The sequence below is a fragment of the Rahnella sp. 2050 genome (assembly GCF_040544515.1).
Classification (GTDB): domain Bacteria; phylum Pseudomonadota; class Gammaproteobacteria; order Enterobacterales; family Enterobacteriaceae; genus Rahnella; species Rahnella aceris.
Genome location: NZ_JBEPKE010000002.1, coordinates 352,523 through 378,839, shown reverse-complemented (window position 1 = coordinate 378,839; position 26,317 = coordinate 352,523). Strand labels below are relative to the sequence as shown.

Genomic DNA, 26,317 nt, shown 5'->3' with positions numbered 1-26,317 from the left:
CTGTTAATTCGCCCCGCACGCCTGATAACATCCCGCCCTATTTATTCAAATTTAATTATTCACCCTTCAGGGAAGACGACATGAAATGGAAACCAAGGCTGCTCAGCAGCCTGATTGCATTGGCGCTTTTTGATGCCGATGCCGGTATCATGCGTGAAGATGTTGCGGTTCAGGACTACCGCGACTTCGCAGAGAATCTGGGCAAATACACCGTCGGTGAAGAAAACATCGAAGTCTTTAAGATGGATGGTACGTCCGCAGGCATCCTGAATTTCCCTATGCCCGATTTCGGCGCAATTAACAGCTTAGGTTTTGCGACAGTCATCGCCCCCTCTTATGTCGTCAGCGTTGCTCACAATGGCGGTTATACCGCTGTCGATTTCGGTAATAAAGCAAAATATAAAACTTCCTATAAATTAATTAACCGAAATATTGACCCTCAATATCTCACCTGGAATAAAGATTTCCATGTTCCACGTTTAAATAAAGTCGTGACCGATGCCGCGCCGGTACCCACCGTGGATACTCAGGATGTGCGTAAGAACCGAGAACGCTATGTTTATTTCGCGCGAGCCGGTGCCGGAACACAATATCAGGTCGACCCCGTCACTAAAAAACCCGTTTATATTACCGGCGCTTACGAATGGAAAAGCGGCGGCACCGTGGTCAACCCAATCTTTGAACCGTCAAGATTACGCTGGGTTAACTACGGGCCGCCTGATGCACGTGCTCAGCCATTCAGTTCAGCGATACAAGCAGGCGACAGCGGAAGTCCGTTGTATGTTTATGATAACGTAGATAAAGAATGGAAAATCTTCGGTGTTTCCCCATGGGGAGGCACAGGAAAAACAGGATATGAATACACCAGTTATACGCTGGATATGCAGCTCAATTTTATGAACAAAGTGATTGCTGCTAATACCGATCCTGATGTGACCGACGTGGCAGCAGATGGCGATATTCATTGGACTGCGGCCAATATTACGCAAGGCGAAAACAGCTGGCAGTGGCACGGTGTTGATAAGCAACTCCCTTCGCAGGCCAGCAATGAAGAACTCGATGCCTCAAAAGATCTGCGCTTTGCCGGTGATGGCGGCCTGATCGTACTTGATAGCGCCGTCAATCATGGTGCCGCAAAACTGCAATTCTCGAACGATTACCGGGTGGTGTCGGCTGAAGGTGCGAACAGCACCTGGGTGGGCGGCGGGATCGAAGTCGATGCGGATAAAACCGTTGACTGGGAAGTGAACGGTTTAGCCGGAGATACTTTACATAAAATCGGCGAAGGTACGCTGTACGTCAATGCCGTGGGGAATAATGGCGGCGCGCTGAATGTCGGCGACGGGCTGGTGGTGTTAGCCCAGCAGGCCAATGAAGCCGGGGAGCAAAAAGCCTTCTCCAAAGTCACCATTGTCAGCGGTCGACCGACCGTGCAGATCGGCGGCGAAAACCAGATTACCGGCAGCGACATTTACTTTGGTTATCGCGGCGGCAATCTTGATCTCAATGGCTATGACATGGCTTTCAGCAGCATCAATCACAGTGATTCCGGTGCGGCCATTATTAACGGCAATGCAGACCAGCTCAGCACCCTGACGCTGAACAACAGCAGTAACCAGACCTTCGTCGGCCATCTCGGCAGTCAGGAAACGGCGTCGAATTTAAACGTCGATTATGCAGCGGACTCTTCCGCAGGCTTCTGGGAACTGGCGGGCGGTGCTGACCTGAATCAGCTCTCCGTGCAAAATGGCATTCTGAGACTGGCGGGTCGCCCGACTCCGCACGCCGGTAATGTAGTGTTCAGTGACGACTGGATTGATGAAACCTATACGATAAACAATGTGGATGTGGCCAGCCGTGCCACCCTGCGCGTTAACGAGCACGCCACACTGGATGCCAACGTGAAGCTCAACGAGCTGGCAAACATGATGCTGAACAGTAAATCGCATCTGAGCGGCAAGGTGGAACTGGCTTCCGGCAGTATGATTTCTGTTGATCAGACAGACAGTAAAACCACCAGCACCGACGGCAATAATGACGTGGTGATTGACGCCACTATTTCCGGTAACGGAACCCTGAAGAAAATGGCGCCGGGCGCGCTGTACATCAACAGCGAGAATACGTTCACCGGTGCCACCAATATTTACAGCGGCGCGCTGATCCTCAACGGCTCCCTTGCGTCCACCGTCACGATGGAGAAAAACACGGTGCTGGCCGGTAACAACACCGTCGCCGATCTGATCCTGAAAGATGATGTGCAGCTTCTGCCACACTGGCCAGCCGAAAACGAAAGCGAGAGCGATACATTTGTCGCGGCCACGCAAACCGTTAACGGCACAATGGCGGCGGGCAGCAATAATCTGCTCAGCCTGCGCACGCATTTCGATCCGGCTTTCACACAAACCGACAAGCTGCTGATCAACGGCGACATGGTTTCCTCTGCACCGGTGAGTGTTCAAGTCACACCGTCAGGGGCGGGTTTCTTCACCGATACGGATAATGATGGCGCAGCGGATAATCAGGAAGGCGTGTCGCTGATCCAGGTGGCCGGTAAGGCAACCAAAGACAGCTTCAGACTGGCGGGGGAATACGTGGCGCGCGGCGCTTACGCCTATAACCTGTATGCCTTCGCACCGGGCCGCAGCTCTGAAGAACAGCGTGAAGTGGCAGGCAGCGGCGATCAGTTCTGGGATTACCGTCTGCAAAACAACATGCTGACCGAAGGCGACAATACGGTACCGGTCGATAACACGCCGGTTCCGCCAGAACCGACGCCGGATGATGAAGACGATGGCGAGGACGACGATACACCGGTTCCTGAACCAACGCCGGATGAAGGTGATGACACGCCGGTCCCGCCGGCACCGACGCCAGATGACGATGACAGCGGAAAAAATGCGCGTCCGGCCGTTACGCCGCAGGTGCCTTCTTATCTGTCTTTACCTTCCGCCCTGCTGAGCTACAACAGTCGCGTGAGTGAAACCTTCCGCAATCAGGTTCTGGCACAGGATGATAAGAAACAGAATCTCTTCTTCCAGTATCTCAACGGAGAAGACAACTATCATTCAGCACTCGGCTTTATGGATTATGGCTACGACTACACGCAGAAAGAAGAAGGCTGGCTATTGGGTGCCAAAGTGATGCAACTGGGTAACGACACCCACTCGCTGGCACTCAGCCTTGGCCTTTCCAGCGCTAATCTGGATGTCACGCCGGATGCCGCCGACGGCAACAGCAAAACGCAATACACCACCTGGGGACTCTCTTCACTGCTGTCGTATCAGTATGTCAGCGGTTTAACGGTGGATGTAGCTTCGGACGTCGCCATCTATGACGGCAATGTATCGACTGACCTGCGCGGCAGTGACGTGGCGGATATCAGTGCGACCTCCTTCGGTGGCTCTGTGGATGTGGGATATAAAATCCAGGCGGGCAATCATGTGCTGACGCCATTAGTTGGATTTGGCATTCAGCGCCTGCAAGTCGATGATTTTACGGATATTGATAATACGAAGGTTCATTATGACGATATCACCCGTCAGACTGCCCGCTTAGGGATGCGTTACCGCTACGACTGGGATACCGCAAATGCTGGTAAATGGGCGATTACGGCGAATACATTGTTCATTACAGATCTCAGAGACGATGCGTCAGTGGACATCGGAGTCACCTACAGCGACGTCAGCAACAGCTTCCACAGCGGTGCTGCAGGCAGTTCCGGGATGCTAGACCTGGGGATTATCAGCAATCCGATGCCGAATGTGTCACTGAATACCGGTGTACAGTATCAGCACAGGCTGGAAGATGAAGGGGTAGATTATTGGCAGGCTGTGGCAGGGGTGACGTTTAAGTTCTGACACCTGACACAAGGCTGTGTCCCACAAAGCAAAAGGCGCTCTGAAAAGAGCGCCTTTTTAATGATGACGTTATTTAAAGCCTTTTTCACGTTTGATCAGGTCATACGCCGCCTGAATCGCCTGTGCTTTTTCCTTCGCCATTTCCATCATTTCAGGCGGTAAACCTTTCGCCACCAGTTTGTCAGGATGATGCTCGCCCATCAGTTTGCGGTAGGCACGTTTAATGGTCGTTGCGTCGTCGGTGGCATTCACGCCCAGCACTTTGCAGGCATCTGCCAGCGTCGGGCCTTGCTGCGTCTGGTGATAACCGCCGCCATACGAGCGTCCCCCCTGCTGGTGACCGCCAAACTGCTGGCCGCCTTCCATCATGCGCAGGAACTGATCGAACTGCATCCGTGAAATCCCAAGCTCTTCAGCAATCACGTACAACACTTCGCGTTCATTGGGATGCAATGAACCGTCGGCGTACGCGGCCTGGATCTGGATTTCCAGAAAAGTCCGTATCAGGTCAAAACGACCAAAACACGCAGTGCGCAGTTCGCGCATTTTCTCACGCAAGGGATAGTCAGCTTCTTTCCCGTCGCGAAAAGCGCGTTGTGCGGCTTCGCGCTGCTCGCCGTGCAACTGCATACGTTCCATGTAAAGACTGGCGATCTGAATATCCGCCTCGGTAACTCTGCCTTTTGATTTAGTCAGATTTCCCATCACCTCAAACGTGGTGCGGAAAAAGATGGTTTGACGTGTCTGCTGATCGGCAAAATACCCTCTGCGTTTCGCTGAACGCGCGGTATCAAACATATGCCCTATCAGCAGCCCTGCTACAATTCCCCAGAAGCCTAAACCGGACCATAAGCCCAGGATAAGTCCGAGCAGTTTTCCCCAATACTGCATATACTCCTCAATTCGCCATGCCGTCGCTTAAAAATTGCTTTATCATAACCGGCATTTATCGTTGTGCCTAACGGCAGCAACGTAACAGGTGGGATTTAACACTAGCGCAACCATGATGAGTGAGATAGTCTCTGACCGTTTGCCGGCATGATGCCTCTGATGACGGAACACCATTTTACGTATGAAAAACAGACGTCTGAAAACACGCTTACCGACAATGCTGGCCGCCACAATCTGGTCAGTATTGTACAGTCACGGCGCAATGGCCGATCTCGCAGCACAATGTATGCTCGGCGTTCCGACCTATGACAAACCTTTGGTGCAGGGTGATCCTAATTCACTGCCTGTGACCATCAACGCCGATAAGGCGACCGGCAATTATCCTGACAGTGCGCTGTTTAGCGGCAACGTTAACGTTGTTCAGGGCAACAGCACACTGGATGCTGATCAGGTTCAGCTTAATCAAATCGCCAATCCCAATCAGCCGACCCCGACCCGAACCGCTACTGCGACCGGCAACGTGCGTTATAACGATAACCAAATCAAGCTGAATGGCCCGAAAGGCTTTGCGAACCTGACCACCAAAGATACTGATGTTCAGGATGGCGACTACCAGATGGTCGGCCGTCAGGGACGTGGTCAGGCTGACAAAATGAAGCAGCGTGACAACAACCGTTACACCATCATGGATAACGGTACATTTACCACCTGTCTGCCTGGCGATAACAGCTGGAGCGTCGTCGGTTCCGAAGTGATTCAGGATCGTCAGGAAGAAGTGGCTGAAATCTGGAATGCCCGCTTCCATATCGGTCCGGTGCCGGTGTTCTACAGTCCGTACATGCAGTTGCCGATTGGCAATAAGCGTCGTTCCGGTTTCCTTATCCCTAATGCTAACTACAGCAGCAATAATGGCGTTGGTGTCACCGTTCCTTACTACTGGAACATTGCGCCAAACTACGATGCCACGATTACGCCCAATTACATGAGCAACCGTGGTCTGCAACTGCAAAATGAATTCCGCTACCTGACCGTTGCCGGTGCGGGTCTGATGGAATTCGATTATCTGGGTAACGATAAGAAAATCGATCAGCAGTATGTCGAAGATGAAAACCGTACCAGCGATAAAACCAAGCGCTGGATGTATTACTGGCGTCATGCCGGTGTATACGATCAGGTTTGGCGCTTCAACGTCGACTATACCAAGGTCAGTGACCCTTATTACTTCACCGATTTCGATTCGAAATACGGTTCCAGTACTGACGGCTATTCCACGCAGAAATTCAGCGTAGGTTACGCGAACCAAAACTGGGATGTCACACTGGCCAGTAAGCAGTTCCAGGTGTTCTCAGATTTCGGGAACGCCAACGCTTACCGTGCACAGCCACAGCTGGATATTAACTATTACAAAAATGATGTGGGCCCGTTTGACCTGCATCTGTACGGTCAGGCGGTGAAATTCACCAGCGTAAACCCTGACAACCCGGAAGCCGTGCGTACACACTTCGAACCGACTATCAGCCTGCCACTCAGTAATGGCTGGGGAAGTCTGGATAACGAAGTGAAGCTGATGACAACCCACTATCAGCAGGATATTCCGGACGCGTATTACGATAGCAATCCGAACACCAAACTGCGTTCATCCGTGAACCGTACGATGCCTGAGTTTAAAAGCGACGGCAAAATGGTGTTCGACCGCACGATGGACTGGAACAGTGACTACACCCAGACCCTCGAACCGCGCGTGCAGTACCTGTATATCCCTTACCGCAATCAGAGCTCGATCAATACCTATGACTCGACGCTGTTACAGTCCGACTACACCGGCCTGTTCCGCGATAAAAGCTACAGTGGTCTGGACCGTATTGCCTCTGCAAACCAGGTGGCTAGCGGTTTAACGACCCGTATCTATGACGAAAATCTGGAAGAGCGCTTTAATGCCTCTGCCGGTCAGATTTATTACTTCCAGCCGCCACGTACCGGTGACGTTGATAGCGTCCTGGATAAAAATGATGATACGGGCAGCCTGGTGTGGGCCGGTGACAGCTACTACAAAATCAACAATTTCTGGGGTATCCGTGGCGGCGTGCAGTATGACACCCGTCTGGATGCGCTGGCTTTAGGCGATGCCGTGCTTGAGTACCGCGCAGACTCAGAAAGAATGATTCAGCTGAGTTACCGTTACGCCAGCCCGGAATATATTCAGGCAACGTTACCTAACGTTACCAACCCGGGTTATCAGGACGGTATTTCGCAGGTTGGCGGCATCGCCAGTTGGCCGATTGCTGACCGTTGGGCGATTGTGGGGGCGTACTATTACGACACCAAAGCACAGCAGCCAGCCGATCAGCTTATTGGTTTGCAATACAACACATGCTGCTGGGCTATCAATGTTGGTTATGAACGTAAGATCACCAGCTACGATACGGTTAAGTCAGAAAGTAAATATGACAATAAGATTGGTTTCAATATTGAACTTAGAGGCCTGGGTAACAATCAAACCCTCGGAACGAAAGAAATGTTGGCCAGCGGCATACTGCCTTATCAACGCGCTTTCTAAGCCCGAAACACGATTCATTTCGTGAAGACACGACGAATTCAGTGAACTTGAAACCCGCGCTTGCGGATTAGACAAATGGAAAAAGTATGAAGAACTGGAGAACACTTCTCCTCGGCGTGACGCTTTGTGCCAGCACTGCGTTTGCTGCCCCTCAGGAAGTTGATAAAGTTGCCGCCGTCGTTAACAACGGCGTGGTATTGCAAAGTGACGTTGATAGCTTGTTTAATTCTGTAAAACAGCAGGCACAGCAGGCTAAACAGCAGTTGCCGGATGATGCGACTCTGCGTCACCAGATCCTCGACCGTTTGATCATGGATCAGATCCAGTTACAAATGGCGACCCGAATGGGCATCACGCCAACCGATCAGGACGTGGATAAAGCCATTGCAGGTATTGCACAGCAAAACAACATTTCTGTTGATCAACTGCGCAGCCGTCTGGCTTATGACGGAATGAACTACAGCACTTACCGTACGCAGATTCGCAAGGAAATGATCATCAGCGAAGTACGTAACAGTGAAGTGCGTCGCCGTGTCACCATACTGCCTCAGGAAGTGGATCAGCTTGCCAAACAGGTTGCGGCGCAAAACGGCAGCGGTGCTGAATTCAACCTCAGCCATATTCTGTTGCCACTGCCAGAAAACCCAACTCAGGATCAGGTTGATTCTGCAGAACAGCTGGCGAAGAAAATTGTTGCTGATCTGAACAATGGTGCGGACTTTGGCAAACTGGCTATCACCTACTCGGCTGATTCCCAGGCACTGAAAGGCGGCAACATGGGCTGGGGCAAATTGCAGGAACTGCCTTCCCTGTTTGCTCAGGCGTTAAGCACCGCTCAGAAAGGCCAGGTCATTGGCCCGATTCGTTCTGGTGTTGGTTTCCACATTCTGAAAGTGAACGATATCCGTGGCGACAATAAAACGGTTTCTGTCACCGAGGTTCACGCCCGTCACATCCTGCTGAAACCTTCTGTCGTAATGACGGATGCGCAGGCGCGGGCGAAACTGGAACAGGTTGCGGCTGATATTAAGAGCGGTAAAGCCACATTCGCTGATGAAGCCAAACAGCTTTCTCAGGATCCTGGCTCTGCTAATCAGGGCGGCGATTTAGGTTGGGCGTCACCAGATATGTACGATCCTGCATTCCGTGATGCGTTGATGAACCTGAAAAAAGGCGAAATCAGTGCACCGGTTCACTCTTCGTTTGGCTGGCACTTGATCCAACTTATCGACACCCGTCAGGTCGATAAAACAGATGCGGCACAGAAAGAACGTGCTTACCGCATGCTGTTCAACCGCAAATTTGCGGAAGAAGCCCAGACATGGATGCAGGAACAACGTGCTGAAGCGTATGTGAAAATTATGGATGGGAATGGAAAATAATACTTCCGTGACAAAATCTGTGGTCATTACCCCCGGCGAACCGGCCGGGGTTGGGCCGGATCTGGTACTGGCGCTGGCTCAGCAGGCATGGCCTGTTGAGTTAGTGGTCTGTGCCGATCCGGCCTTACTGCTTGAACGTGCTGAGAAACTCGGCCTGAATATCCGCTTACGCGATTATCAGAGAGCGCGTCCGCCAGAGCCTCAGGCTGCGGGCACATTGACCGTTTTGCCTGTTAAACTCGCCGTCCCGGTGACCGCAGGTAAACTTGATGTGGCTAATGCGCCCTACGTGGTGGAAACGCTGGCACGTGCCTGCGACGGTGCTATCAGCGGTGAATTCGCTGCACTGATCACCGGCCCGGTTCAAAAAAGCATTATCAACGATGCCGGAATTCCCTTCATCGGCCATACCGAATTCTTTGCTGACCGCAGCCATTGCGACCGTGTTGTGATGATGCTGGCAACCGAAGAGTTGCGCGTTGCGCTGGCGACCACGCATTTGCCTTTGCTGGCAGTGCCTGGCGCGATTACCCGCCAGTGTCTGCATGAAGTCATCACCATTTTGCATCATGATCTGAAAACCAAATTTGGTATTACCGAGCCGCAAATTTATGTGTGTGGCCTGAATCCACATGCCGGCGAAGGTGGCCACATGGGGCACGAAGAGATCGACATTATCATTCCTGCACTGGACGAACTGCGCCAGCAAGGGATGAATCTCATCGGCCCGCTGCCCGCTGATACGTTATTCCAGCCTAAATATCTGCAACATGCCGATGCTGTTTTATCGATGTATCACGATCAGGGCCTTCCGGTGCTAAAATATCAGGGATTTGGTCGCGCAGTGAATATCACACTCGGCCTGCCTTTTATCCGGACTTCCGTTGATCACGGTACCGCCCTTGAACTCGCCGCCACCGGCACCGCCGATGCGGGCAGTTTCAAGACAGCAATAAATCTCGCCATTCACATGGCAAATAACAGCAACGATAAATAACAACAATGAATAGTAGAGTCCACCAAGGTCACTTTGCCCGTAAACGTTTTGGGCAAAACTTCTTAACCGATCAGTTTGTTATCGATAGCATCGTGTCGGCCATTCACCCTATGCCGGGCGAGGCTGTCGTTGAAATCGGTCCCGGTCTGGCGGCGTTAACTGAGCCTGTTGCTTCGCGCCTGGACAGCATGACGGTCATCGAACTCGACCGCGATCTGGCAACGCGTCTGGAAAATAACCCTAAGTTTCAGGGCAAACTGCGGGTCATCCAGTCTGATGCGATGAAAATCAATTTCGGCGAACTGTCTGAAGAGCTCGGTCAGCCGCTGCGTGTCTTTGGTAACCTGCCGTACAACATTTCTACGCCGCTGATGTTCCATTTGTTCACTTATACCAACGCCATCAAAGACATGCATTTTATGTTGCAGAAGGAAGTGGTAAACCGTCTGGTTGCAGGCCCGAACAGCAAAGCGTATGGTCGTTTAACGGTGATGGCGCAATATTACTGCAATGTGATCCCGGTTCTGGAAGTTCCACCAGAATCCTTCACACCGGCGCCTAAAGTGGAATCCGCTGTGGTACGTTTAGTGCCGCATGAAGTGATCCCATATCCGGTGCCTGATATTCGCATTCTGAGCCGTCTGACCACGGATGCTTTCAACCAGCGTCGTAAAACAGTGCGTAACAGCCTCGGCCACCTGTTCACTTCTGAACAAATGACCGAACTGGGTTTAGATCTCAGCATGCGTGCTGAAAATATTTCTGTAGAGCAATTCTGTAAACTGGCTAACTGGTTGTCCACACGACCTAAAACCCCGGAACTTCAGGAGTAGCGTTATGCTTAATTCGCCCCGCGTTTGTGTTCAGGTGCAAAGTATCTACGTTGAGTCACAGTCGATACCCGAAGAAGAACGTTTTGTCTTCGCTTACACCATCACCATCCGCAATCTGGGGCGTTTTAATGTGCAACTGCTTCGCCGTTACTGGCTGATAACCAACAGTAACGGTCGCCAGACTGAAGTCCAGGGTGAAGGGGTCATCGGTGAACAACCGCTGATCCTGCCAGGCAATGAATTTTACTATACCAGCGGCGCCATTTTAGAAACGCCACTGGGCACGATGGAAGGCCATTATGAAATGGTCGCACAAGACGGTGAAACCTTCCGTGTGCCTGTTCCGGTCTTCCGCCTCGCCATCCCTACGCTGATAAATTAATCCTCATGTCGACATATCTTATTGGTGATGTTCACGGCTGCATCGATGAACTCAAGGCGCTATTGGCGCAGGTGGATTTTAATCCGCAAAACGATGTCCTGTGGCTGACGGGTGATTTAGTCGCCCGCGGTCCGTCCTCGCTCGAAGTGCTGCGTTTTGTCAGCGGTTTGGGGGATTGTGTCCGGATGGTGCTCGGTAACCACGATCTGCATCTGCTGGCGGTTTACGCGGGGATCAGTTTCAACAAACCGAAAGACCGCATCACGCCCTTGCTTGAAGCCGAAGACGCTGACGAACTGATCAACTGGTTGCGCCGCCAGCCGGTACTGCAGGTTGATGAAGATCTGAAGCTGGTCATGGCCCACGCAGGGATCACGCCGCAATGGGATCTCGACACCGCTCAAATGTGCGCCCGTGAAGTGGAAGCCGTCCTGAGCAGCGATACTTATCCGCTGTTTCTGGATGCGATGTATGGCGATATGCCGAACAACTGGCATCCTGAACTGACGGGTCTGGCGCGTTTGCGTTTCAGCACCAATGCTTTCACCCGCATGCGTTATTGCTTCCCGAACGGACAACTGGATATGATCTGCAAAGATATCCCGGAAAACGCGCCGAAGCCGCTGAAACCCTGGTTTGATATTCCGGGGCCTTTACAGGAAGCAGGCTACAGTATTGCGTTCGGACACTGGGCATCACTGGAAGGGAAAGGCACGCCGGAAGGCATTTATGCGCTGGATACCGGCTGCTGCTGGGGCGGTGACCTGACCATGCTGCGCTGGGAAGACAAAACCTACTTCGCCCAGCCTTCAAACCGCCAGAGCGAAAAACAGCACTCTGAAATCCCGAAAGCCGTTTGATCAAACAGCGGACATTCAGACAGCAAAAAGGCACCTGCAAAGGGTGCCTTTTTATTGTCACACGGCTCGCGCAGCCGTAGGATCAGGCGCGGCGATCAAGGATTTCGAAGCAATAACCATGAGAGTTCTGCTCATCCGCATCGTGGAATTCGCTGAATGTGCTTTCCCAGTCATCCGGCTCATAATCAGGGAAATGTGTATCCCCTTCGACTTCGGCATCAATGTGAGTCAGATATAAACGATTGGCCTTCGGCAGCAGTTGCTCATACACGCGGCCGCCCCCCATCACCATCACTTCTTCCACATCGCCGGCAGCCGCCAGCGCAGCGTCAACAGACGTTACCCAGGTCACACCTTCATGCTCGCCCGGTTTAGAGCTGATGACAATATTCAGCCGGCCAGGCAACGGGCGTCCGATTGACTCAAACGTCTTTCGCCCCATGATGACGGGTTTGTTGAGCGTATTACGCTTAAACCAGGCCAGATCACCAGGTAAATGCCAAGGCATAGCGTTTTCCATGCCAATAACGCGATCGGTCGCCAGTGCGGCGATCAGGCTAATAATCATTGTGAAGCCCTGTGTAGAAAAAGGATTTGTGCGTGACCCCAAAAAAGAGCTGCCACTATACGGAAAGCCCCATCAGCCGTCGATAGGGAGACCCACGCTTTACAAAGATATAAGAGAGCTCTTACCCTGCCGGGATATTCCCCGCCAAAAGTAGCGGTTCCGGCGGTAAAGGACGCTCAAAAGCAGGAAGGTACCGCCGTAATCCAGTCGAAAATGCTGAAGCGCTCACCTGTTTTTTTGCATGGTAGCTCCACGTTGTACAACAACGCTTACACACCGGGGCGTTTACGGTACAGCCACAATCCCGGTAACGATAATCCGATAGATAATGCCCCGACGATAAAACTGGCTTTCAGAAAATTGGTGAGTGCCGTCGATAGCAATGCTTCGCTGTAGCCCAGATGCGAAATCTCCACGACTGAGATCATCGCCGTGTAGGCAGAAATGCCGGGGAACATCGGTATAACAGCGGCAACGGTGAAAACTTTAGGATGCGCCAGTAACCAGCGTGACCATCGAATGCCCATAATGCCAATCAGTATAGCTGCCAGCAGGGAGGCCCATTCGATGTTTATCCCGCCGTGGATCAGCAACATCCTCGTGCCATGGCCAACTGCGCCGAGCAGTGCGCAATAACGTAATGCCCGCGGCGGCACATTAAACACCATCGCAAAGCCCAGTGCGGGCACGGCAGCGAAAAGCATATCCTGAATCAGTGCCCATAAAAGGCTCATGACCACCCCCGTAAACCCCACAATGCCATTGCCATGACCACACCAATGCAGGTCGCCAGTGTCAGCAGGCTGGCCATAGTCCAGCGCGCCAGTCCGGTATTCACATGCCCTTTGAACATATCCGCCACGGCATTAATCAGCGGAAACCCCGGCACCAGCAATAACACGCTGGCAGCCATTGCGACGTTTGATGACTGCTGAAAAATGCCCAGCCGCAACAGCAACCCTGAAATGGAAGTCGCCACGAATGCCGTGCAGCAAAAGTTGATGAGCGGATTCATATGCCGTGCAGTAAGGCTCTGGCGTACGGCCATGGCGACGCCGCTGGCAAAAAAAGTGACAATGAATGCATCCCAGCCGCCACCATTAAGTTTGCTGAAACACCCGCAGGAGAGCGCCACCATCAGGATCATCAGCCAGCGCGGATACCGCAGCGGTTTGATTTTTTGCAGGCGTTTTGCCACCAGCTGACTGTCGAGCAGTTTATGCTCGGCCAGGATCACCGTATGTTGGACTTGTGTCACAACCTGCATGTTGATCCCGCGGTCAACATTTTTACGCGTCGAGGTCAGACAATAACCGCCGCTTAAGGTGCTGAGCACAATGGCATTGGCGGAGATCGAGCTTTCCACCCGGTCCATTCCCAGCGCGACGCCAAGCCTCGCCGACAGCTGTTCGACCAGCATACTTTCGGCACCATGCTGCAACAGCATCAGGGCACATTCGATGCACAAACGGGTAATTTCACGTTGATGATGCGCCTCGGGGCTTTCACGCACCGGGTATTCTATGACCGGATCCTGCATACCATTCACCGCCCGCAAAAAAGCAATAAGAGTGATTTAACTTACTGAGGATTGGCGTATCATGCCGCCTTCTTTTGTTCCGAACATTGACGACGGTTATTTTCATGCTTGAAACCACCCTTTTTGTTGCCAGTATCGCCTTCCTCGGCATGCTTTCTCCCGGTCCCGATTTCTTTCTGGTCATCAAAAATGCGGCCCGCTATCCGCGCATCGCGGCACTCATGACGTCACTGGGTGTTATTTGTGGTGTGATTACGCATATGTCTTACTGCGTGGCCGGTCTGGCAGTGGTGATCACCACCACGCCGTGGTTATTTGATTTACTGAAATACGTCGGTGCGGCTTATCTGATCTGGGTCGGTATTCAGGCGTTGTTTTCGCGCAGCAACAGCAAAATGAACCTCGACGGACTGGAGCCACAGCAGGTAAAACTACGCACCGCGTTCGTGCAGGGTTATCTGTGTAACCTGCTCAATCCAAAAGCGACACTTTTCTTCCTGGCGATGTTTACGCAGGTCTTGCAGATTAACTCCACCTTCGGTGAAAAGCTGTGGTACGCCTCTATAATCGTCGGTTTGTCGGCCATTTGGTGGCCTTCGCTGGCGTTACTTATCCAGAGCCCGCCGGTGCGTCGTGGTCTGGCGAAAGCGCAGAAACTTATCGATAAACTGCTGGGCGGTGTACTGATCGGTTTGGGCATTAAAGTCGCACTGAGCTGAGTTCAGAAAGAAAAAACCGGTGCATCAGGCACCGGTTTTCTGTTTTAACGGCGGCTTAGCCCTTCGCTTCAATCACCTCTTTCTCAGGCGCTTTTCCGTCAATACTGCCACGCCAGCCCTGTTGCTGACCAGAAGCCAGACGCTCCTGATCCTGCTCGATAGCGGCTGTCAGCATATCTTTCGCACGCTGCATGCTGGCGATACGGAACTCAGTATCTTCGTAATTCTCGATAGTAGCCTCCAGCATTTTCAGGTTATAGCGGCGGAACAGATCTGCCTTCTCGCGGGCTTCATACGCATCCAGCCCCAGCGCCTCCAGCACATCGCGGCCGACGCGCAAGGAGCCTTCAAACAGTTCACGTTCCGGCGCTTCGACACCCAACTGACGCAACTGATACCAGTGATCGACATCACGGGCGCGGGCAATTACTTTCAGATTCGGGAAATGCTCTTTCGCCAGCGCCGTCAGCTGAAGGTTGGCTTCCACATCGTCGATGGCATTAATCAGAACCTTCGCCTGCGCGGCACCGGCGGACTCCAGCAAATCAACGCGTGTGGCGTCGCCGTAAAACACTTTGGTGCCAAATTTACGCAGCGTTTCGATGTGATCCGGATCGTGATCCAGGACCACCGTGTGGACGTTATTTGCCAGCAGCAAACGACCGGCAATCTGACCAAAGCGCCCGAAACCGGCAATAATTACCTGCGCGTTCTCATCATCAATGGTGTCATGCGGACGGTCATCTTTCGGCGCATTGCGCTCAAGGCGCGCGGACAGTACCAGCAGCAATGGCGTCACCGCCATGGAAAGCGCCACGGCCAGCGTCAGAGCTTTCGACCATTCTACCGGCAACACACCTGCCATTTGAGCGGTGCTGAAAATCACAAACGCGAACTCACTGCCCTGCCCGATTAAGATGGCAAACAGGCCGCGCTGCTTTTTCGGCACACCCAGCCACGGCGCAACCAGCCACAACAAGGCGGCTTTCAGCGCCATAAAACCGACCAGCAATGTGGCAATAAGCAGCGGCTGATGGACCAGCGTGCCGAAGTCAATAGACATGCCGACGCCGATAAAGAACAAGCCGAGCAGCAGACCTTTGAACGGCTGGATATCGCTTTCCAGCGCGTGACGGTATTCAGAACTTGCCAGCAAGACACCCGCCAGAAATGCGCCCATCGCCATCGACATACCGGCCATTTCCAGCAGAATACCGAAGCCGAATACCAGAAACAGCGCAACGGCACTGAACACTTCACGCATGCCGGAGCGCGCCACGAAGTGCAGCAAGGGCCGCGTAACATAGCGCCCGAGCAACACCACCAGCACCAACGCACCGGCTACTTTTGCCGCTGACAAACCAAAACTCATCAGCGTTGTGGCTTCGCCGGTGCTCGCCAGTAAGGGGATCATCGCCACCAGCGGGATGGCGGCGATATCCTGGAACAGCAACACCGCAAAGGCGCTACGGCCAATGGGTGAAGCCGTCAGGCTGCGCTCACTCATCGCCTGCATGGCAATGGCCGTTGAAGAAAGCGCCAGCGTCAGGCCGATCAACAGGGCGATTTTCCAGTCCAGTCCGAGGAAATAACAGAATGCGCTGAGCACTGCGCCGCAGCCCACCATCTGAATGCTGCCGCCGCCGAAAACCGAGGCACGCATCGTCCACAACCGTTTGGGATCCAGCTCAAGTCCGATGACAAACAGCATCAGCACCACGCCGATCTCCGCAAAGGTCAGAATTGATTCGGCATCAGAGACCAGTTTCAGCCCCCACGGGCCGATAATGCAGCCCGCAATCAGGTAACCGAGCACAGAACCCAGACCCAGACGTACCGCAATCGGCACAAACAGCGCCGCCGAGCCGAGATAAATCAGGCCTTCAATCATCAGGTTATGGTTATCCAAGGCTCACCTCCGGCGGGCAGCCTTCTTTCAGACTCAGGCAGGCGGTTAAACGACGGCGGTATTCTTCTCCCGCCGCTTTCAGCGCCACTTCATCGCAAATGAAGGTGTTGTGCACGGCGAAATACGGCAGCCAGTGCATGCCGCAATAAATGGCTGTCGCCTGTAACGGCTGCGCCAGCACGTCAAAATCGGGGTGATCACCCAGCTCGAAATGGTGCTCGTTACCGCCGGTCGTTACCGCCCACAAGCAATGTTTGCCATTTAAGGCATTGCCTTCATGGCCGTACGCCCAGCCGTGCTCGAGCACTTTGTCGATCCACAGTTTCATCAGTGGCGGCAAGCTGTACCATTGGAGCGGATGCTGGAAGACCACCAGATCTGCACGTTCAACGGCTTTCTGTTCAGCGGCAATGTCGATATTGAAATCAGGATAGAGGTCGTAGAGCGAACGCACTTCGACGTTGGGCAAATCACTGACTGCCGACAGCAGCCCCTGATTGGCTCTTGAATGGCGCGGATAGGGATGGGCGTAAATTATTAAAATCATCTGTGAACTCATATCGACAAAATATGCATTCATCATAAAGTATTTTTAACATTTATTAACTGCCGTAAATACGATGAAAAACAGGGCCCTCAGGCCCTGTCGATTTACATGAAAGGATTCACGGACAACTGACTGCCCCGAGATCCAGCCAGTTGTCACCTGCAACCGGCGTGACACCCCGAGTCCAGACCTTCGCTTTCCAGTTATGGCCGCCGTAAGTGGCCATTTCCCCCTGAACATAGGTGGCCGCATTGTCGTAAGGCAATGTGATATTGCTGACGAGTTGCCACTGATCGCTGCTGCGCGATGGCGGGTTGTTTTGTGTCCAGTATTTCGCCTTCCATATCAGCTGGTTGTAGCTGACGGCATCGCCGGTATTGTAGATTTTGCTGCTGTCCCAGGCAGGCACTTGCGCCGCCGCAGGATCCGTTGTCACACCACACCCGCCCGTGCTCGCCGGGTTAACCGTCAGTTGTAAGCTGGCAGACGTGGATGATTTTCCATCGCTGACCATCACACTGACCGGATACACTGTGCTGCTGGTGACCGCCGGAGCGGTAACGTTGATGGAGCTGGTGGTCAGCGAGCTGGCGCTCAGACCGGCGGGCAACGTCCACTGATACGTGAGCGGATCGTTATTGGCATCCGTCGCCTGTGCCACCAGCGCGAAGGTATTACCTGCCGTTACAGCCATGGTCGCTGGCAACGTCACCACCGGCGGCTGGTTCGCCTGAACCGCCGAGTTTGTCACCTGAACCTGCGCCGTGGCGCTCAGCCCTTGCGGATCGGTCACTTTCAGCTGGAATACCCACACCTGATCTTGCGCGGTAGTAAGGACGTTAAACTGCGCTTTGGCTTTGTCTGCATTGGTCAGCGTCACCGCAGGCCCGGAGACTTTAGTCCACAAATACGTCAGGGCTGCATTTTCCGGATCACGGGAAGCAGAACCATCGAGCGTCACGGTCAACGGACCGGTCACGTTCTGATTTGTCCCGGCACTGGCCAGCGGCGCAAGGTTCGTCGTGCCGCCGCCGGTGCCATTCCCTAAGCCTTCATGCATGGCATTTAAAATATCGCCATTATCCGCATCAATTTCCCATGCAAACAGGCCACCCAGCTGATTAGCCAAAACATATTTACCTTTCGCGACCACTGAACGGTTGTCGTCGTAAGTGATCAAATCGCCGGTGGAAGGCTTCCACAAATACGGTGCTTCAGCTGCGACATCATACTTGTACTGCCAGTCACTGTTGGCTTTAAGTTTCGCCACCTGACGGTAATCAAGAATGCCATTTTCCCAGGTACCGGCGGTCGGGCCGGTCGCGGTCCCGGTGAAAGGATCGTTATTCTGGAAATTCTTCACCCCCGTCCAGCCGCGCCCATACATGGCCGCACCCACTACAATTTTGCCTGGCGTCACACCCTGTGAAAGCAACGCCTGCACGCCATGATCGGTGGTGTAATCGGTATCGGGTTTCGAGGCGGAGCCGTACAACGCAGTTTGGTGTCCCAGCGTCGTCAGTGAGAAAGCACCATAGAAGTCATAGCTCATCAGGAAAATATGATCCATATACTGCTGCGCGGCGCTGTAATCCACGTTATCAATTTTGTCCCGGCCTGCACTGATCGCCGAACTCAGTTCATAGGTTTTTCCGGTTTGGGCGGATAATTCATTGAGCATAGTCCGCAGCTCTTTCATCAGCTGCACATAGGTATCTCCATCCGCCGTGCTGCCCAGTGCAGGATTTTCACCGCCACCGCCCGGAAATTCCCAGTCGATATCCACACCGTCGCAGAATTTCCAGGTTTGCAGAAACTCCTTCACCGAGGCCACAAAAACATCCCGCTTCGCTTTGTCTTTCATGAAATAGAACGGGTCGGATAGCGTCCAGCCACCGATGGAAGGGACAATTTTCAGATTCGGGTAGGCTTTCTTCAGCGCCATCAGCTGGCCGAAATTGCCTTTGAAAGCGCAGAATATTCACTGACACCTTGCTGAGGCATTTGCACTGCAGCCCAGGGATCATGGATCGCGACTTTAAAATCCTGACGCCCTGCACAGGCGCGTTGCAAGGCCTGAAAACTGCCCTCAATGCTTTTTAAGCTGTCGTTAATCCCATCCCCGCCGCAAATCGGCGTAAAGCCGTACAGGATATGAGTCAGGTTCTGCGCAGGGATTTTATCCACCGGGAACCCGCGACCGTACACGCCCCACTCGACAAAATAAGCGCCTACGACCTTGCCGGATTTATTGTTATAAGGCTGGTTGTTTTCCTTCAGCGTGCTGGTCAATGGTAGCAAATGGCTGCCATCGGTATCCGCCACTACAATTTGTTTGGCGTCACTGGTGGTACAGCCTTCGCTGTTACATAACGCAACCTGCAACTGATAGCGCCCGCCTTTATTGACAGCAAACGTGGCGCTGCCCGTTGCGCCGGAAGGGCCGCTCCAGACCTGCGCACCGTTCAGTAACACTTTGGCCGTCTGCCCCGCATCGCCGGTCCACAAATTCCAGGTGACGGTGACATCCGCCGCATTCTTTACAGTGACCAGTTGATTGTAGGCCGAGGCGGACTGATTGATATCAATGATGGCAAAGGTGGTTTCATCCGCACCGAGTGTCGGCTTTCCGGGAAGTGCCGCCTGTGAGACCGGCGCAAGAACCGCGCCGATGAGTAAAGCCAGAAGGGTGACAGGTGTTTTGTACATGTGAAATTCCTCATTTTGACTGAAAGCGCTGCAAGAAGGGTTAATTCTCGATGTGAACTAACCCAAGCTCCGAGTATAAAATCAGGAACAAAAACATAACAATAATTAAACATTAAAACATCATGACACCCATCACATTAACACAAAATATCGATCTAAAATAATAACTTATGATAAATTCACTTTCATATGAAGACTTTCATACATAAAAAATATAATTTTAATTATAAACATATTTAATGATTATATTTAACATTTTAGCCAAACACATATAAAAAAAAGCCCGCCCCTTTCGGGAACGGGCGTCTTAACGACCGGATGGAAACAGAAGATACTTATTTGCTGATTTTGGCGTGCATTTCCTGCACCGAAATTACCTGTTCAGTCGGGTCAGAAGATAATGCCATTGCCGTCGCGAAACCACCGTTCAGCGTAGTGTCGTAATGCACTTTGTATTGCAGCGCACTGCGACGGATAAGCTTGGAGTCTTCAATCGCCTGACGACCCGCCGTGGTGTTCACGATATACACATATTCGCCGTTCTTGATACGGTCCTGAATATGCGGACGGCCTTCATGCACCTTGTTGACCAGACGCGGGTTAATCCCGGCTTCGCCCAGCACTACCGCAGTACCGTGAGTCGCATCCAGCTCGAAACCGCGTTTCAGCAGTTTCGCGGCCAGATCCACCACACGGCCTTTGTCGCCTTCACGAACCGACAACAGTGCGCGTCCGGCTTTCTTCATGCCGGAGTTGCTTCCCAGTTGCGCTTTGGCAAAGGCTTCGGCGAAGGTACGGCCAACGCCCATCACTTCACCGGTAGAACGCATTTCCGGCCCAAGAATCGGGTCAACGCCAGGGAATTTGTTGAACGGCAACACCACTTCTTTCACGGAGTAGTAAGGCGGGATGACTTCTTCGGTAATGCCCTGCTCTGCCAGAGTCTGACCTGCCATCACGCGAGCCGCCACTTTCGCCAGTGGTACACCGGTCGCTTTAGAGACGAACGGAACGGTACGGGCTGCACGCGGGTTGACTTCAATCAGGTAGACTTCGTTGTTCTTCACGGCGAACTGGACGTTCATCAGGCCGCGAACGCTCAGCTCGAAGGCCAGTTTCTCGACCTGCTGACGCATCACATCCTGAATCTCTTTGCTCAGCGTGTAGCACGGCAGTGAACATGCAGAGTCACCGGAGTGAACGCCCGCCTGTTCGATGTGCTCCATGATACCGCCAATCAGCACGCGCTCACCGTCGCAGATAGCATCAACGTCAACTTCTACGGCGTCGTCAAGGAAACGGTCCAGCAGAACCGGTGCGTCGTTCGACACGCTGACGGCGTTCTGGAAGTAACGGCGCAGGTCGATTTCGTCGTATACGATTTCCATCGCGCGGCCACCCAGAACATAAGACGGACGTACCACCAGCGGATAACCGATACCCGCAGCTTTCTCAACAGCCTGTTCGATAGTCGCGACTGTGGCGTTTGCCGGTTGTTTCAGGCCCAGACGGTTAACCGCCTGCTGGAAACGTTCACGGTCTTCGGCGCGGTCGATGGCATCCGGGCTGGTGCCGATAATTGGCACGCCAGCGGCTTCCAGTTCACGCGCCAGTTTCAGCGGAGTCTGGCCGCCGTACTGAACAATCACGCCTTTCGGCTGTTCGATACGCACGATTTCCAGCACGTCTTCCAGAGTGACGGATTCGAAGTACAGGCGGTCAGAGGTATCATAATCGGTAGACACAGTTTCCGGGTTACAGTTAACCATGATGGTTTCGTAACCGTCTTCACGCAGCGCCAGCGAGGCGTGTACGCAGCAATAATCGAACTCGATACCCTGACCGATACGGTTTGGACCACCGCCCAGCACCATGATTTTTGGCTTATCATTGGTCGGGTTAGATTCACACTCTTCTTCATACGTGGAGTACATGTAGGCGGTATCGGTAGAGAATTCCGCCGCACAGGTATCAACACGTTTGTAGACCGGGTGCAGGTTGTATTTGTGACGCAGTTTGCGCACTTCGCTTTCTGACACGCCGACCAGTTTAGCCAGACGCAGATCCGCAAAGCCTTTACGCTTGAGCATGCGCAGGTAGTCGTGGGTCAGAATGTTGAAGCCGCCCTCGGCCACTTCATTTTCCAGTTTTACCAGCTCTTCAATCTGCACCAGGAACCAGCGGTCCACGTTGGTCAGGTTGAAGATGCCGTCAACAGACATCCCGGCACGGAAAGCATCAGCGATATACCAGATACGCTCGGCACCGGCTTCTTTCAGTTCACGACGAATTTTGGTCAGCGCTTCCGGATCATCCAGACTCACTTTCGGGTCGAAACCGCTCGCGCCGACTTCCAGGCCGCGCAAGGCTTTTTGCAGAGATTCCTGCTGTGTACGACCAATCGCCATCACTTCGCCGACAGATTTCATCTGCGTGGTCAGACGGTCGTTGGCACCGGCAAATTTCTCGAAGTTGAAGCGAGGGATTTTAGTCACAACGTAGTCGATAGAAGGTTCAAACGACGCTGGCGTTTTGCCGCCGGTGATATCGTTCATCAACTCATCGAGGGTGTAACCCACCGCCAGTTTCGCCGCCACTTTAGCAATCGGGAAACCGGTCGCTTTGGAGGCCAGGGCTGAGGAACGGGAGACACGCGGGTTCATTTCGATAACAATCAGACGACCATTTTTCGGGTTCACCGAGAACTGAACGTTGGAGCCACCGGTTTCTACGCCGATTTCACGCAGCACCGCCATCGAGGCGTTACGCATGATTTGGTATTCTTTGTCGGTCAGGGTCTGCGCTGGCGCCACGGTAATGGAGTCACCGGTGTGGATGCCCATCGCATCGAAGTTTTCAATGGAGCAGACGATGATGCAGTTGTCGTTTTTATCACGCACCACTTCCATCTCGTACTCTTTCCAGCCAATCAGCGACTCATCAATCAGCAGCTCTTTGGTCGGGGAAAGATCCAGCCCGCGTTCGCAAATCTCTTCGAACTCTTCACGGTTGTACGCAATACCGCCACCGGTGCCGCCCATAGTGAATGACGGACGGATGATGCACGGAAAGCCAACGTCAGCGGCAACCGCCAGCGCTTCTTCCATCGTGTGTGCAATACCGGAACGTGCGGTGTCGAGGCCGATTTTTTTCATCGCCACGTCGAAACGGCGACGATCTTCAGCTTTATCAATGGCGTCTGCGGTCGCGCCAATCATGGTCACACCGAATTCTTCCAGCACGCCCTGACGTTCCAGTTCCAGTGCACAGTTCAGTGCGGTCTGGCCGCCCATCGTTGGCAGCACGGCATCGGGACGTTCTTTTTCGATAATTTTGCGCACAACTTCCCAGTGGATCGGCTCGATGTAAGTCGCATCCGCCATTTCAGGGTCAGTCATGATCGTTGCCGGGTTGGAGTTCACCAGAATGACGCGGTAACCCTCTTCACGCAGCGCTTTACACGCCTGTGCGCCGGAGTAGTCAAATTCACAAGCCTGGCCGATAACAATCGGGCCGGCGCCCAGAATCAGGATGCTTTTTATGTCTGTACGTTTTGGCATTTTTTATTCGCTCCTGTTATCTGGCGTTGTTTGTGCGAAAAGCTTCAATCAGTTCGATAAAGTGGTCAAACAGCGGTGCCGCATCGTGCGGGCCTGGGCTCGCTTCAGGGTGGCCCTGGAAGCTGAACGCCGCTTTATCGGTACGGTGGATACCCTGCACCGTATGGTCAAACAATGATTTGTGCGTCACGCGCAGATTGGCTGGCAGGCCGGATTCATCAACCGCAAAGCCGTGGTTCTGTGCGGTGATCATCACGATATTTTTATCGAGATCTTTTACCGGATGGTTACCGCCGTGGTGGCCGAGTTTCATTTTCACGGTCTTCGCGCCGCTGGCGAGTGCCAGTAACTGATGGCCGAGGCAGATGCCGAAGACCGGTATGTCGGTTTCCAGGAAGGTTTTGATGGCGGCGATGGCGTAATCACAAGGCTCCGGATCGCCCGGGCCATTGGACAGGAAGATGCCGTCCGGATTCATTTTCAGGACGTCTTCTGCCGGAGTCTGTGCAGGAACGACCGTCAGGCGGCATCCGCGATCCACCAGCATGCGCAGGATATTGCGTTTCGCGCCGTAGTCATAAGCCACCACGTGGAATGGCAAGTCTTCGGCTTTTTTTGCTTCAGGCAGTTCGCCTTCCAGAGTCCAGCTACCTTGTTGCCAGCGGTAAGATTCCGTCGTGGTCACTTCTTTCGCCAGATCCATGCCTTTCAGGCCCGGGAATGCTTTGGCTTTTTGCAGCGCCAGTTCAGCATCCGGTGAATCGCCCGCGATAATACAGCCGTTCTGTGCGCCTTTTTCGCGTAACAGACGGGTCAGTTTGCGGGTATCAATATCGGCGATGGCAACGATATTGTTGCGCTTGAGGTAATCAGAAAGATTTTCTTCACTGCGGTAGTTGCTGGCTATCAGGGGTAAATCGCGGATGACCAGGCCTTGAGCATGTACTGCGGAGGATTCTTCATCAGCGGCATTGGTGCCGACATTACCGATATGGGGATAAGTGAGAGTGACAATCTGGCGGGAATAGGAAGGATCAGTGAGGATTTCTTGATAACCGGTCATCGACGTATTGAAGACCACTTCCCCCACTGCCGACCCTTCTGCCCCGATGGCCCGACCGTGGAATTGGGTTCCGTCTTCCAGAACCAATAGCGCTGACTTTATCAAAGCATCCTCCAAGAATAATAAATCACAATATCTGCATATTAATTCAGATAACCCGATCTAAATCAATGCAAAAATCGCTCCCGAAGCCAATTTTTGGCAAATTGCGCGCATTCTAATGATGGCAGTTCGGTTTGTCTACCAAAAGCGCCAATATTTCTCTGTTTTTCGCACAACTCAGTGAAAACAGACTCTCACTGCCATAAAAACACAGCCTAAGTCAGTATAGTAACCGTTTGCGGAAGAGGATGTCTGAAAAATGACGAAGAAAGGAGTTTTGTTACAGCTCAGGGAAACAAGGGAGTACAAAAAACAAACAATACAGCAAGAGAAATCGGGATAAAGTCAGTAAAACACAGGATTCAAAATTAAAACAAACCCAAATAGCCATTTTAAATAAAAAAGAGAAGGGCAATCAAGGAACTGCCCTTTTATCAAAAGATTATGACCAAAACAACCACATCACATCTAAAACGTTGACTACAAATCTTCTAAACCAAGGACATCCCGCATGTCATAAAAACCACTTTTATGCGAGAAAAGCCATTTTCCTGCACGAACTGCGCCATTTGCGAAGGTCATACGGCTGGAAGCCTTATGGGTAATCTCAACACGCTCCCCGATATCGGCAAACATCGCGGTATGTTCACCGACGATATCGCCGGCACGAATGGTGGCAAAACCAATACTTTTTGGATCACGTTCACCGGTATGACCTTCACGGGCATACACCGCACAATCTTTCAGATCACGCCCTAACGCATCAGCAATCGCTTCACCCATTGCCAGTGCTGTACCTGATGGTGCATCAACTTTATGACGGTGGTGCGCTTCTACGATTTCAATATCCGTGTAATCGCCCATGACTTTGGCCGCTTTTTCCAGCAGCTTGAGGACAACATTCACGCCCACGCTGAAGTTGGCCGCAAAAACCACCGGAATGACCTCAGAAGCCTGCTTAATTGCAGCCTTACCGGCATCGTCAAAGCCCGTAGTGCCGATAATCATACCTTTATGGTGTTTCTGGCAAAATTCCAGATGAGCCAGGGTGCCTTCCGGACGGGTGAAGTCGATCAAAATATCGAAGTCATTCTTCACGGCATCCAGATTGTCATGCACTTTAATGCCAGCAGTACCCACGCCAGCCAGTTCACCCGCATCGGTGCCCACTAAGGAAGAACCGGTACGTTCCAGCGCTGCGCCCAACACCACGCCTTCGGCGTCAGAGATGGCCTGAATCAGCTGCCGGCCCATACGGCCACCCGCGCCAACAACAGCCATGCGAATATCAGCGTTACTCATAATTACTCTCTTCTTTTTGTGGTTCTGCCGTGAAACAGAATCAGGTTATCGACCCCGCGATCTGGGAGCCAGCAAAATTGCCTCATAATTAGAAAATTATGATACAGCCCCGTTAATATCAGTAAAAGCCATCTGGTTTCAGGTTACGCAATCTGTGATTTTGTGTTAAACGACTGGCAAAACTGGAACTAACGGACAAAAAAACACCAAAAAGCCCGCCTTAACGCGGCTCGCATAACCATGCAATGTAGTGCATAAGTTTCAGCTTTCGTCCGCCCTTCTCCCTGCATCTTTCGCGACACTGATTTTATCACTCTCCCCCAGGGCACCGTCTGACAATATGTATTAAAGGAGAAAGAAGAATATGACGGTGATTTCTGAAAACGCGTATTCACATCCTTGCGTGAGACAGATAAGCAGCAAACAAAACATTTCTTAGATCTGAAACATTAAATTTTTATTATATATGGCGAAATAATATTGATAAAATCAATGATTATGATAATAAATAGCAACCTAATTTTAACTGCCGAAATTTG

The 26,317-nt window shown here is 52.5% G+C and carries 17 protein-coding genes and 1 pseudogene; 8 read left to right on the top strand and 10 right to left on the bottom strand.

Translation table 11 applies throughout. The features are described from left to right. Positions 1-80 precede the first annotated feature (80 nt). Positions 81-3,857, top strand: a complete 3,777-nt coding sequence (locus ABIC79_RS08950; RefSeq protein ID WP_013577039.1) for a S6 family peptidase — start codon at positions 81-83, stop codon at positions 3,855-3,857. Positions 3,858-3,926: 69 nt separating this feature from the next. Here ABIC79_RS08950 and djlA read toward each other — a convergent pair whose 3' ends face one another. After that, complete coding sequence (djlA, locus tag ABIC79_RS08945; RefSeq protein WP_013577040.1) at positions 3,927-4,748, bottom strand: co-chaperone DjlA; 822 nt, start codon at positions 4,746-4,748, stop codon at positions 3,927-3,929. Between the two features lie 181 nt (positions 4,749-4,929). Between djlA and lptD the strand changes: the two genes are divergently transcribed. The 6 genes from lptD to apaH all read left to right on the top strand — a co-directional run bounded on the left by lptD (position 4,930) and on the right by apaH (position 11,759). After that, positions 4,930-7,305, top strand: coding sequence for an LPS assembly protein LptD (gene lptD / locus ABIC79_RS08940; protein WP_013577041.1), 2,376 nt, complete (start codon positions 4,930-4,932; stop codon positions 7,303-7,305). Positions 7,306-7,391: 86 nt separating this feature from the next. Beyond that, on the top strand, positions 7,392-8,687 hold the full coding sequence (gene surA / locus ABIC79_RS08935) for a peptidylprolyl isomerase SurA (protein ID WP_013577042.1): 1,296 nt from the start codon (positions 7,392-7,394) through the stop codon (positions 8,685-8,687). After that, the gene (gene pdxA, locus ABIC79_RS08930; RefSeq protein ID WP_119262258.1) at positions 8,677-9,684 is read left to right on the top strand and encodes a 4-hydroxythreonine-4-phosphate dehydrogenase PdxA; all 1,008 of its coding nucleotides are present in this window, start codon (positions 8,677-8,679) and stop codon (positions 9,682-9,684) included. The genes surA and pdxA overlap by 11 nt, the downstream gene beginning before the upstream one ends. A gap of 5 nt (positions 9,685-9,689) precedes the next feature. Beyond that, positions 9,690-10,517, top strand: coding sequence for a 16S rRNA (adenine(1518)-N(6)/adenine(1519)-N(6))-dimethyltransferase RsmA (gene rsmA / locus ABIC79_RS08925; protein ID WP_112197249.1), 828 nt, complete (start codon positions 9,690-9,692; stop codon positions 10,515-10,517). Between the two features lie 4 nt (positions 10,518-10,521). Further along, positions 10,522-10,899, top strand: a complete 378-nt coding sequence (gene apaG, locus ABIC79_RS08920) for a Co2+/Mg2+ efflux facilitator ApaG/CorD (protein WP_013577045.1) — start codon at positions 10,522-10,524, stop codon at positions 10,897-10,899. Positions 10,900-10,904: 5 nt separating this feature from the next. Then, positions 10,905-11,759, top strand: coding sequence for a bis(5'-nucleosyl)-tetraphosphatase (symmetrical) ApaH (gene apaH, locus ABIC79_RS08915; RefSeq protein ID WP_013577046.1), 855 nt, complete (start codon positions 10,905-10,907; stop codon positions 11,757-11,759). A gap of 82 nt (positions 11,760-11,841) precedes the next feature. Here apaH and folA read toward each other — a convergent pair whose 3' ends face one another. From folA to ABIC79_RS08900, 3 genes are all read right to left on the bottom strand, one after another. Beyond that, positions 11,842-12,327, bottom strand: a complete 486-nt coding sequence (folA, locus tag ABIC79_RS08910) for a type 3 dihydrofolate reductase (protein ID WP_013577047.1) — start codon at positions 12,325-12,327, stop codon at positions 11,842-11,844. Between the two features lie 269 nt (positions 12,328-12,596). Next, positions 12,597-13,061, bottom strand: coding sequence for a threonine/serine exporter (locus ABIC79_RS08905; protein WP_037033453.1), 465 nt, complete (start codon positions 13,059-13,061; stop codon positions 12,597-12,599). Further along, positions 13,058-13,867, bottom strand: coding sequence for a threonine/serine exporter family protein (locus ABIC79_RS08900; protein WP_037033454.1), 810 nt, complete (start codon positions 13,865-13,867; stop codon positions 13,058-13,060). Before ABIC79_RS08900 ends, ABIC79_RS08905 begins: the two co-directional genes overlap by 4 nt. A gap of 104 nt (positions 13,868-13,971) precedes the next feature. Between ABIC79_RS08900 and ABIC79_RS08895 the strand changes: the two genes are divergently transcribed. Then, a complete protein-coding gene (locus ABIC79_RS08895) occupies positions 13,972-14,586 on the top strand; it encodes a LysE family translocator (protein ID WP_013577050.1) in 615 nt (204 codons plus the stop codon). A gap of 55 nt (positions 14,587-14,641) precedes the next feature. On the opposite strand, the gene kefC is transcribed toward ABIC79_RS08895, so the two are convergent. The 6 genes and pseudogenes from kefC to dapB all read right to left on the bottom strand — a co-directional run bounded on the left by kefC (position 14,642) and on the right by dapB (position 25,778). Then, the gene (kefC, locus tag ABIC79_RS08890; RefSeq protein WP_037033455.1) at positions 14,642-16,495 is read right to left on the bottom strand and encodes a glutathione-regulated potassium-efflux system protein KefC; all 1,854 of its coding nucleotides are present in this window, start codon (positions 16,493-16,495) and stop codon (positions 14,642-14,644) included. Further along, positions 16,488-17,042, bottom strand: a complete 555-nt coding sequence (gene kefF, locus ABIC79_RS08885; RefSeq protein ID WP_013577052.1) for a glutathione-regulated potassium-efflux system oxidoreductase KefF — start codon at positions 17,040-17,042, stop codon at positions 16,488-16,490. Before kefF ends, kefC begins: the two co-directional genes overlap by 8 nt. 118 nt (positions 17,043-17,160) lie before the next feature. Continuing rightward, positions 17,161-19,751: pseudogene (locus ABIC79_RS08880) on the bottom strand (glycosyl hydrolase family 18 protein). A 335-nt stretch (positions 19,752-20,086) separates the two neighbouring features. Continuing rightward, entirely contained in the window at positions 20,087-23,311 is a 3,225-nt protein-coding gene (carB, locus tag ABIC79_RS08875) for a carbamoyl-phosphate synthase large subunit (RefSeq protein WP_037033457.1), read from the bottom strand. A gap of 16 nt (positions 23,312-23,327) precedes the next feature. Then, entirely contained in the window at positions 23,328-24,479 is a 1,152-nt protein-coding gene (gene carA / locus ABIC79_RS08870; protein ID WP_013577055.1) for a glutamine-hydrolyzing carbamoyl-phosphate synthase small subunit, read from the bottom strand. Between the two features lie 477 nt (positions 24,480-24,956). Further along, positions 24,957-25,778 carry a 4-hydroxy-tetrahydrodipicolinate reductase gene (dapB, locus tag ABIC79_RS08865; protein WP_112151003.1) on the bottom strand — a complete coding sequence of 274 codons (822 nt, stop codon included), beginning with the start codon at positions 25,776-25,778 and terminating at the stop codon, positions 24,957-24,959. Positions 25,779-26,317 lie beyond the last annotated feature (539 nt).

Excerpts from the sequence above, each read along its gene's own strand:
- apaH (WP_013577046.1), top strand. The coding sequence starts at position 10,905 with ATGTCGACATATCTTATTGGTGATGTTCACGGCTGCATCGATGAACTC.
- apaG (WP_013577045.1), top strand. The coding sequence starts at position 10,522 with ATGCTTAATTCGCCCCGCGTTTGTGTTCAGGTGCAAAGTATCTACGTT.
- rsmA (WP_112197249.1), top strand. The coding sequence starts at position 9,690 with ATGAATAGTAGAGTCCACCAAGGTCACTTTGCCCGTAAACGTTTTGGG.
- dapB (WP_112151003.1), bottom strand. The coding sequence starts at position 25,778 with ATGAGTAACGCTGATATTCGCATGGCTGTTGTTGGCGCGGGTGGCCGT.
- surA (WP_013577042.1), top strand. The coding sequence starts at position 7,392 with ATGAAGAACTGGAGAACACTTCTCCTCGGCGTGACGCTTTGTGCCAGC.
- folA (WP_013577047.1), bottom strand. The coding sequence starts at position 12,327 with ATGATTATTAGCCTGATCGCCGCACTGGCGACCGATCGCGTTATTGGC.
- carB (WP_037033457.1), bottom strand. The coding sequence starts at position 23,311 with ATGCCAAAACGTACAGACATAAAAAGCATCCTGATTCTGGGCGCCGGC.
- pdxA (WP_119262258.1), top strand. The coding sequence starts at position 8,677 with ATGGAAAATAATACTTCCGTGACAAAATCTGTGGTCATTACCCCCGGC.
- ABIC79_RS08895 (WP_013577050.1), top strand. The coding sequence starts at position 13,972 with ATGCTTGAAACCACCCTTTTTGTTGCCAGTATCGCCTTCCTCGGCATG.
- lptD (WP_013577041.1), top strand. The coding sequence starts at position 4,930 with ATGAAAAACAGACGTCTGAAAACACGCTTACCGACAATGCTGGCCGCC.
- kefF (WP_013577052.1), bottom strand. The coding sequence starts at position 17,042 with ATGATTTTAATAATTTACGCCCATCCCTATCCGCGCCATTCAAGAGCC.
- ABIC79_RS08905 (WP_037033453.1), bottom strand. The coding sequence starts at position 13,061 with ATGAGCCTTTTATGGGCACTGATTCAGGATATGCTTTTCGCTGCCGTG.
- djlA (WP_013577040.1), bottom strand. The coding sequence starts at position 4,748 with ATGCAGTATTGGGGAAAACTGCTCGGACTTATCCTGGGCTTATGGTCC.
- ABIC79_RS08950 (WP_013577039.1), top strand. The coding sequence starts at position 81 with ATGAAATGGAAACCAAGGCTGCTCAGCAGCCTGATTGCATTGGCGCTT.
- ABIC79_RS08900 (WP_037033454.1), bottom strand. The coding sequence starts at position 13,867 with ATGCAGGATCCGGTCATAGAATACCCGGTGCGTGAAAGCCCCGAGGCG.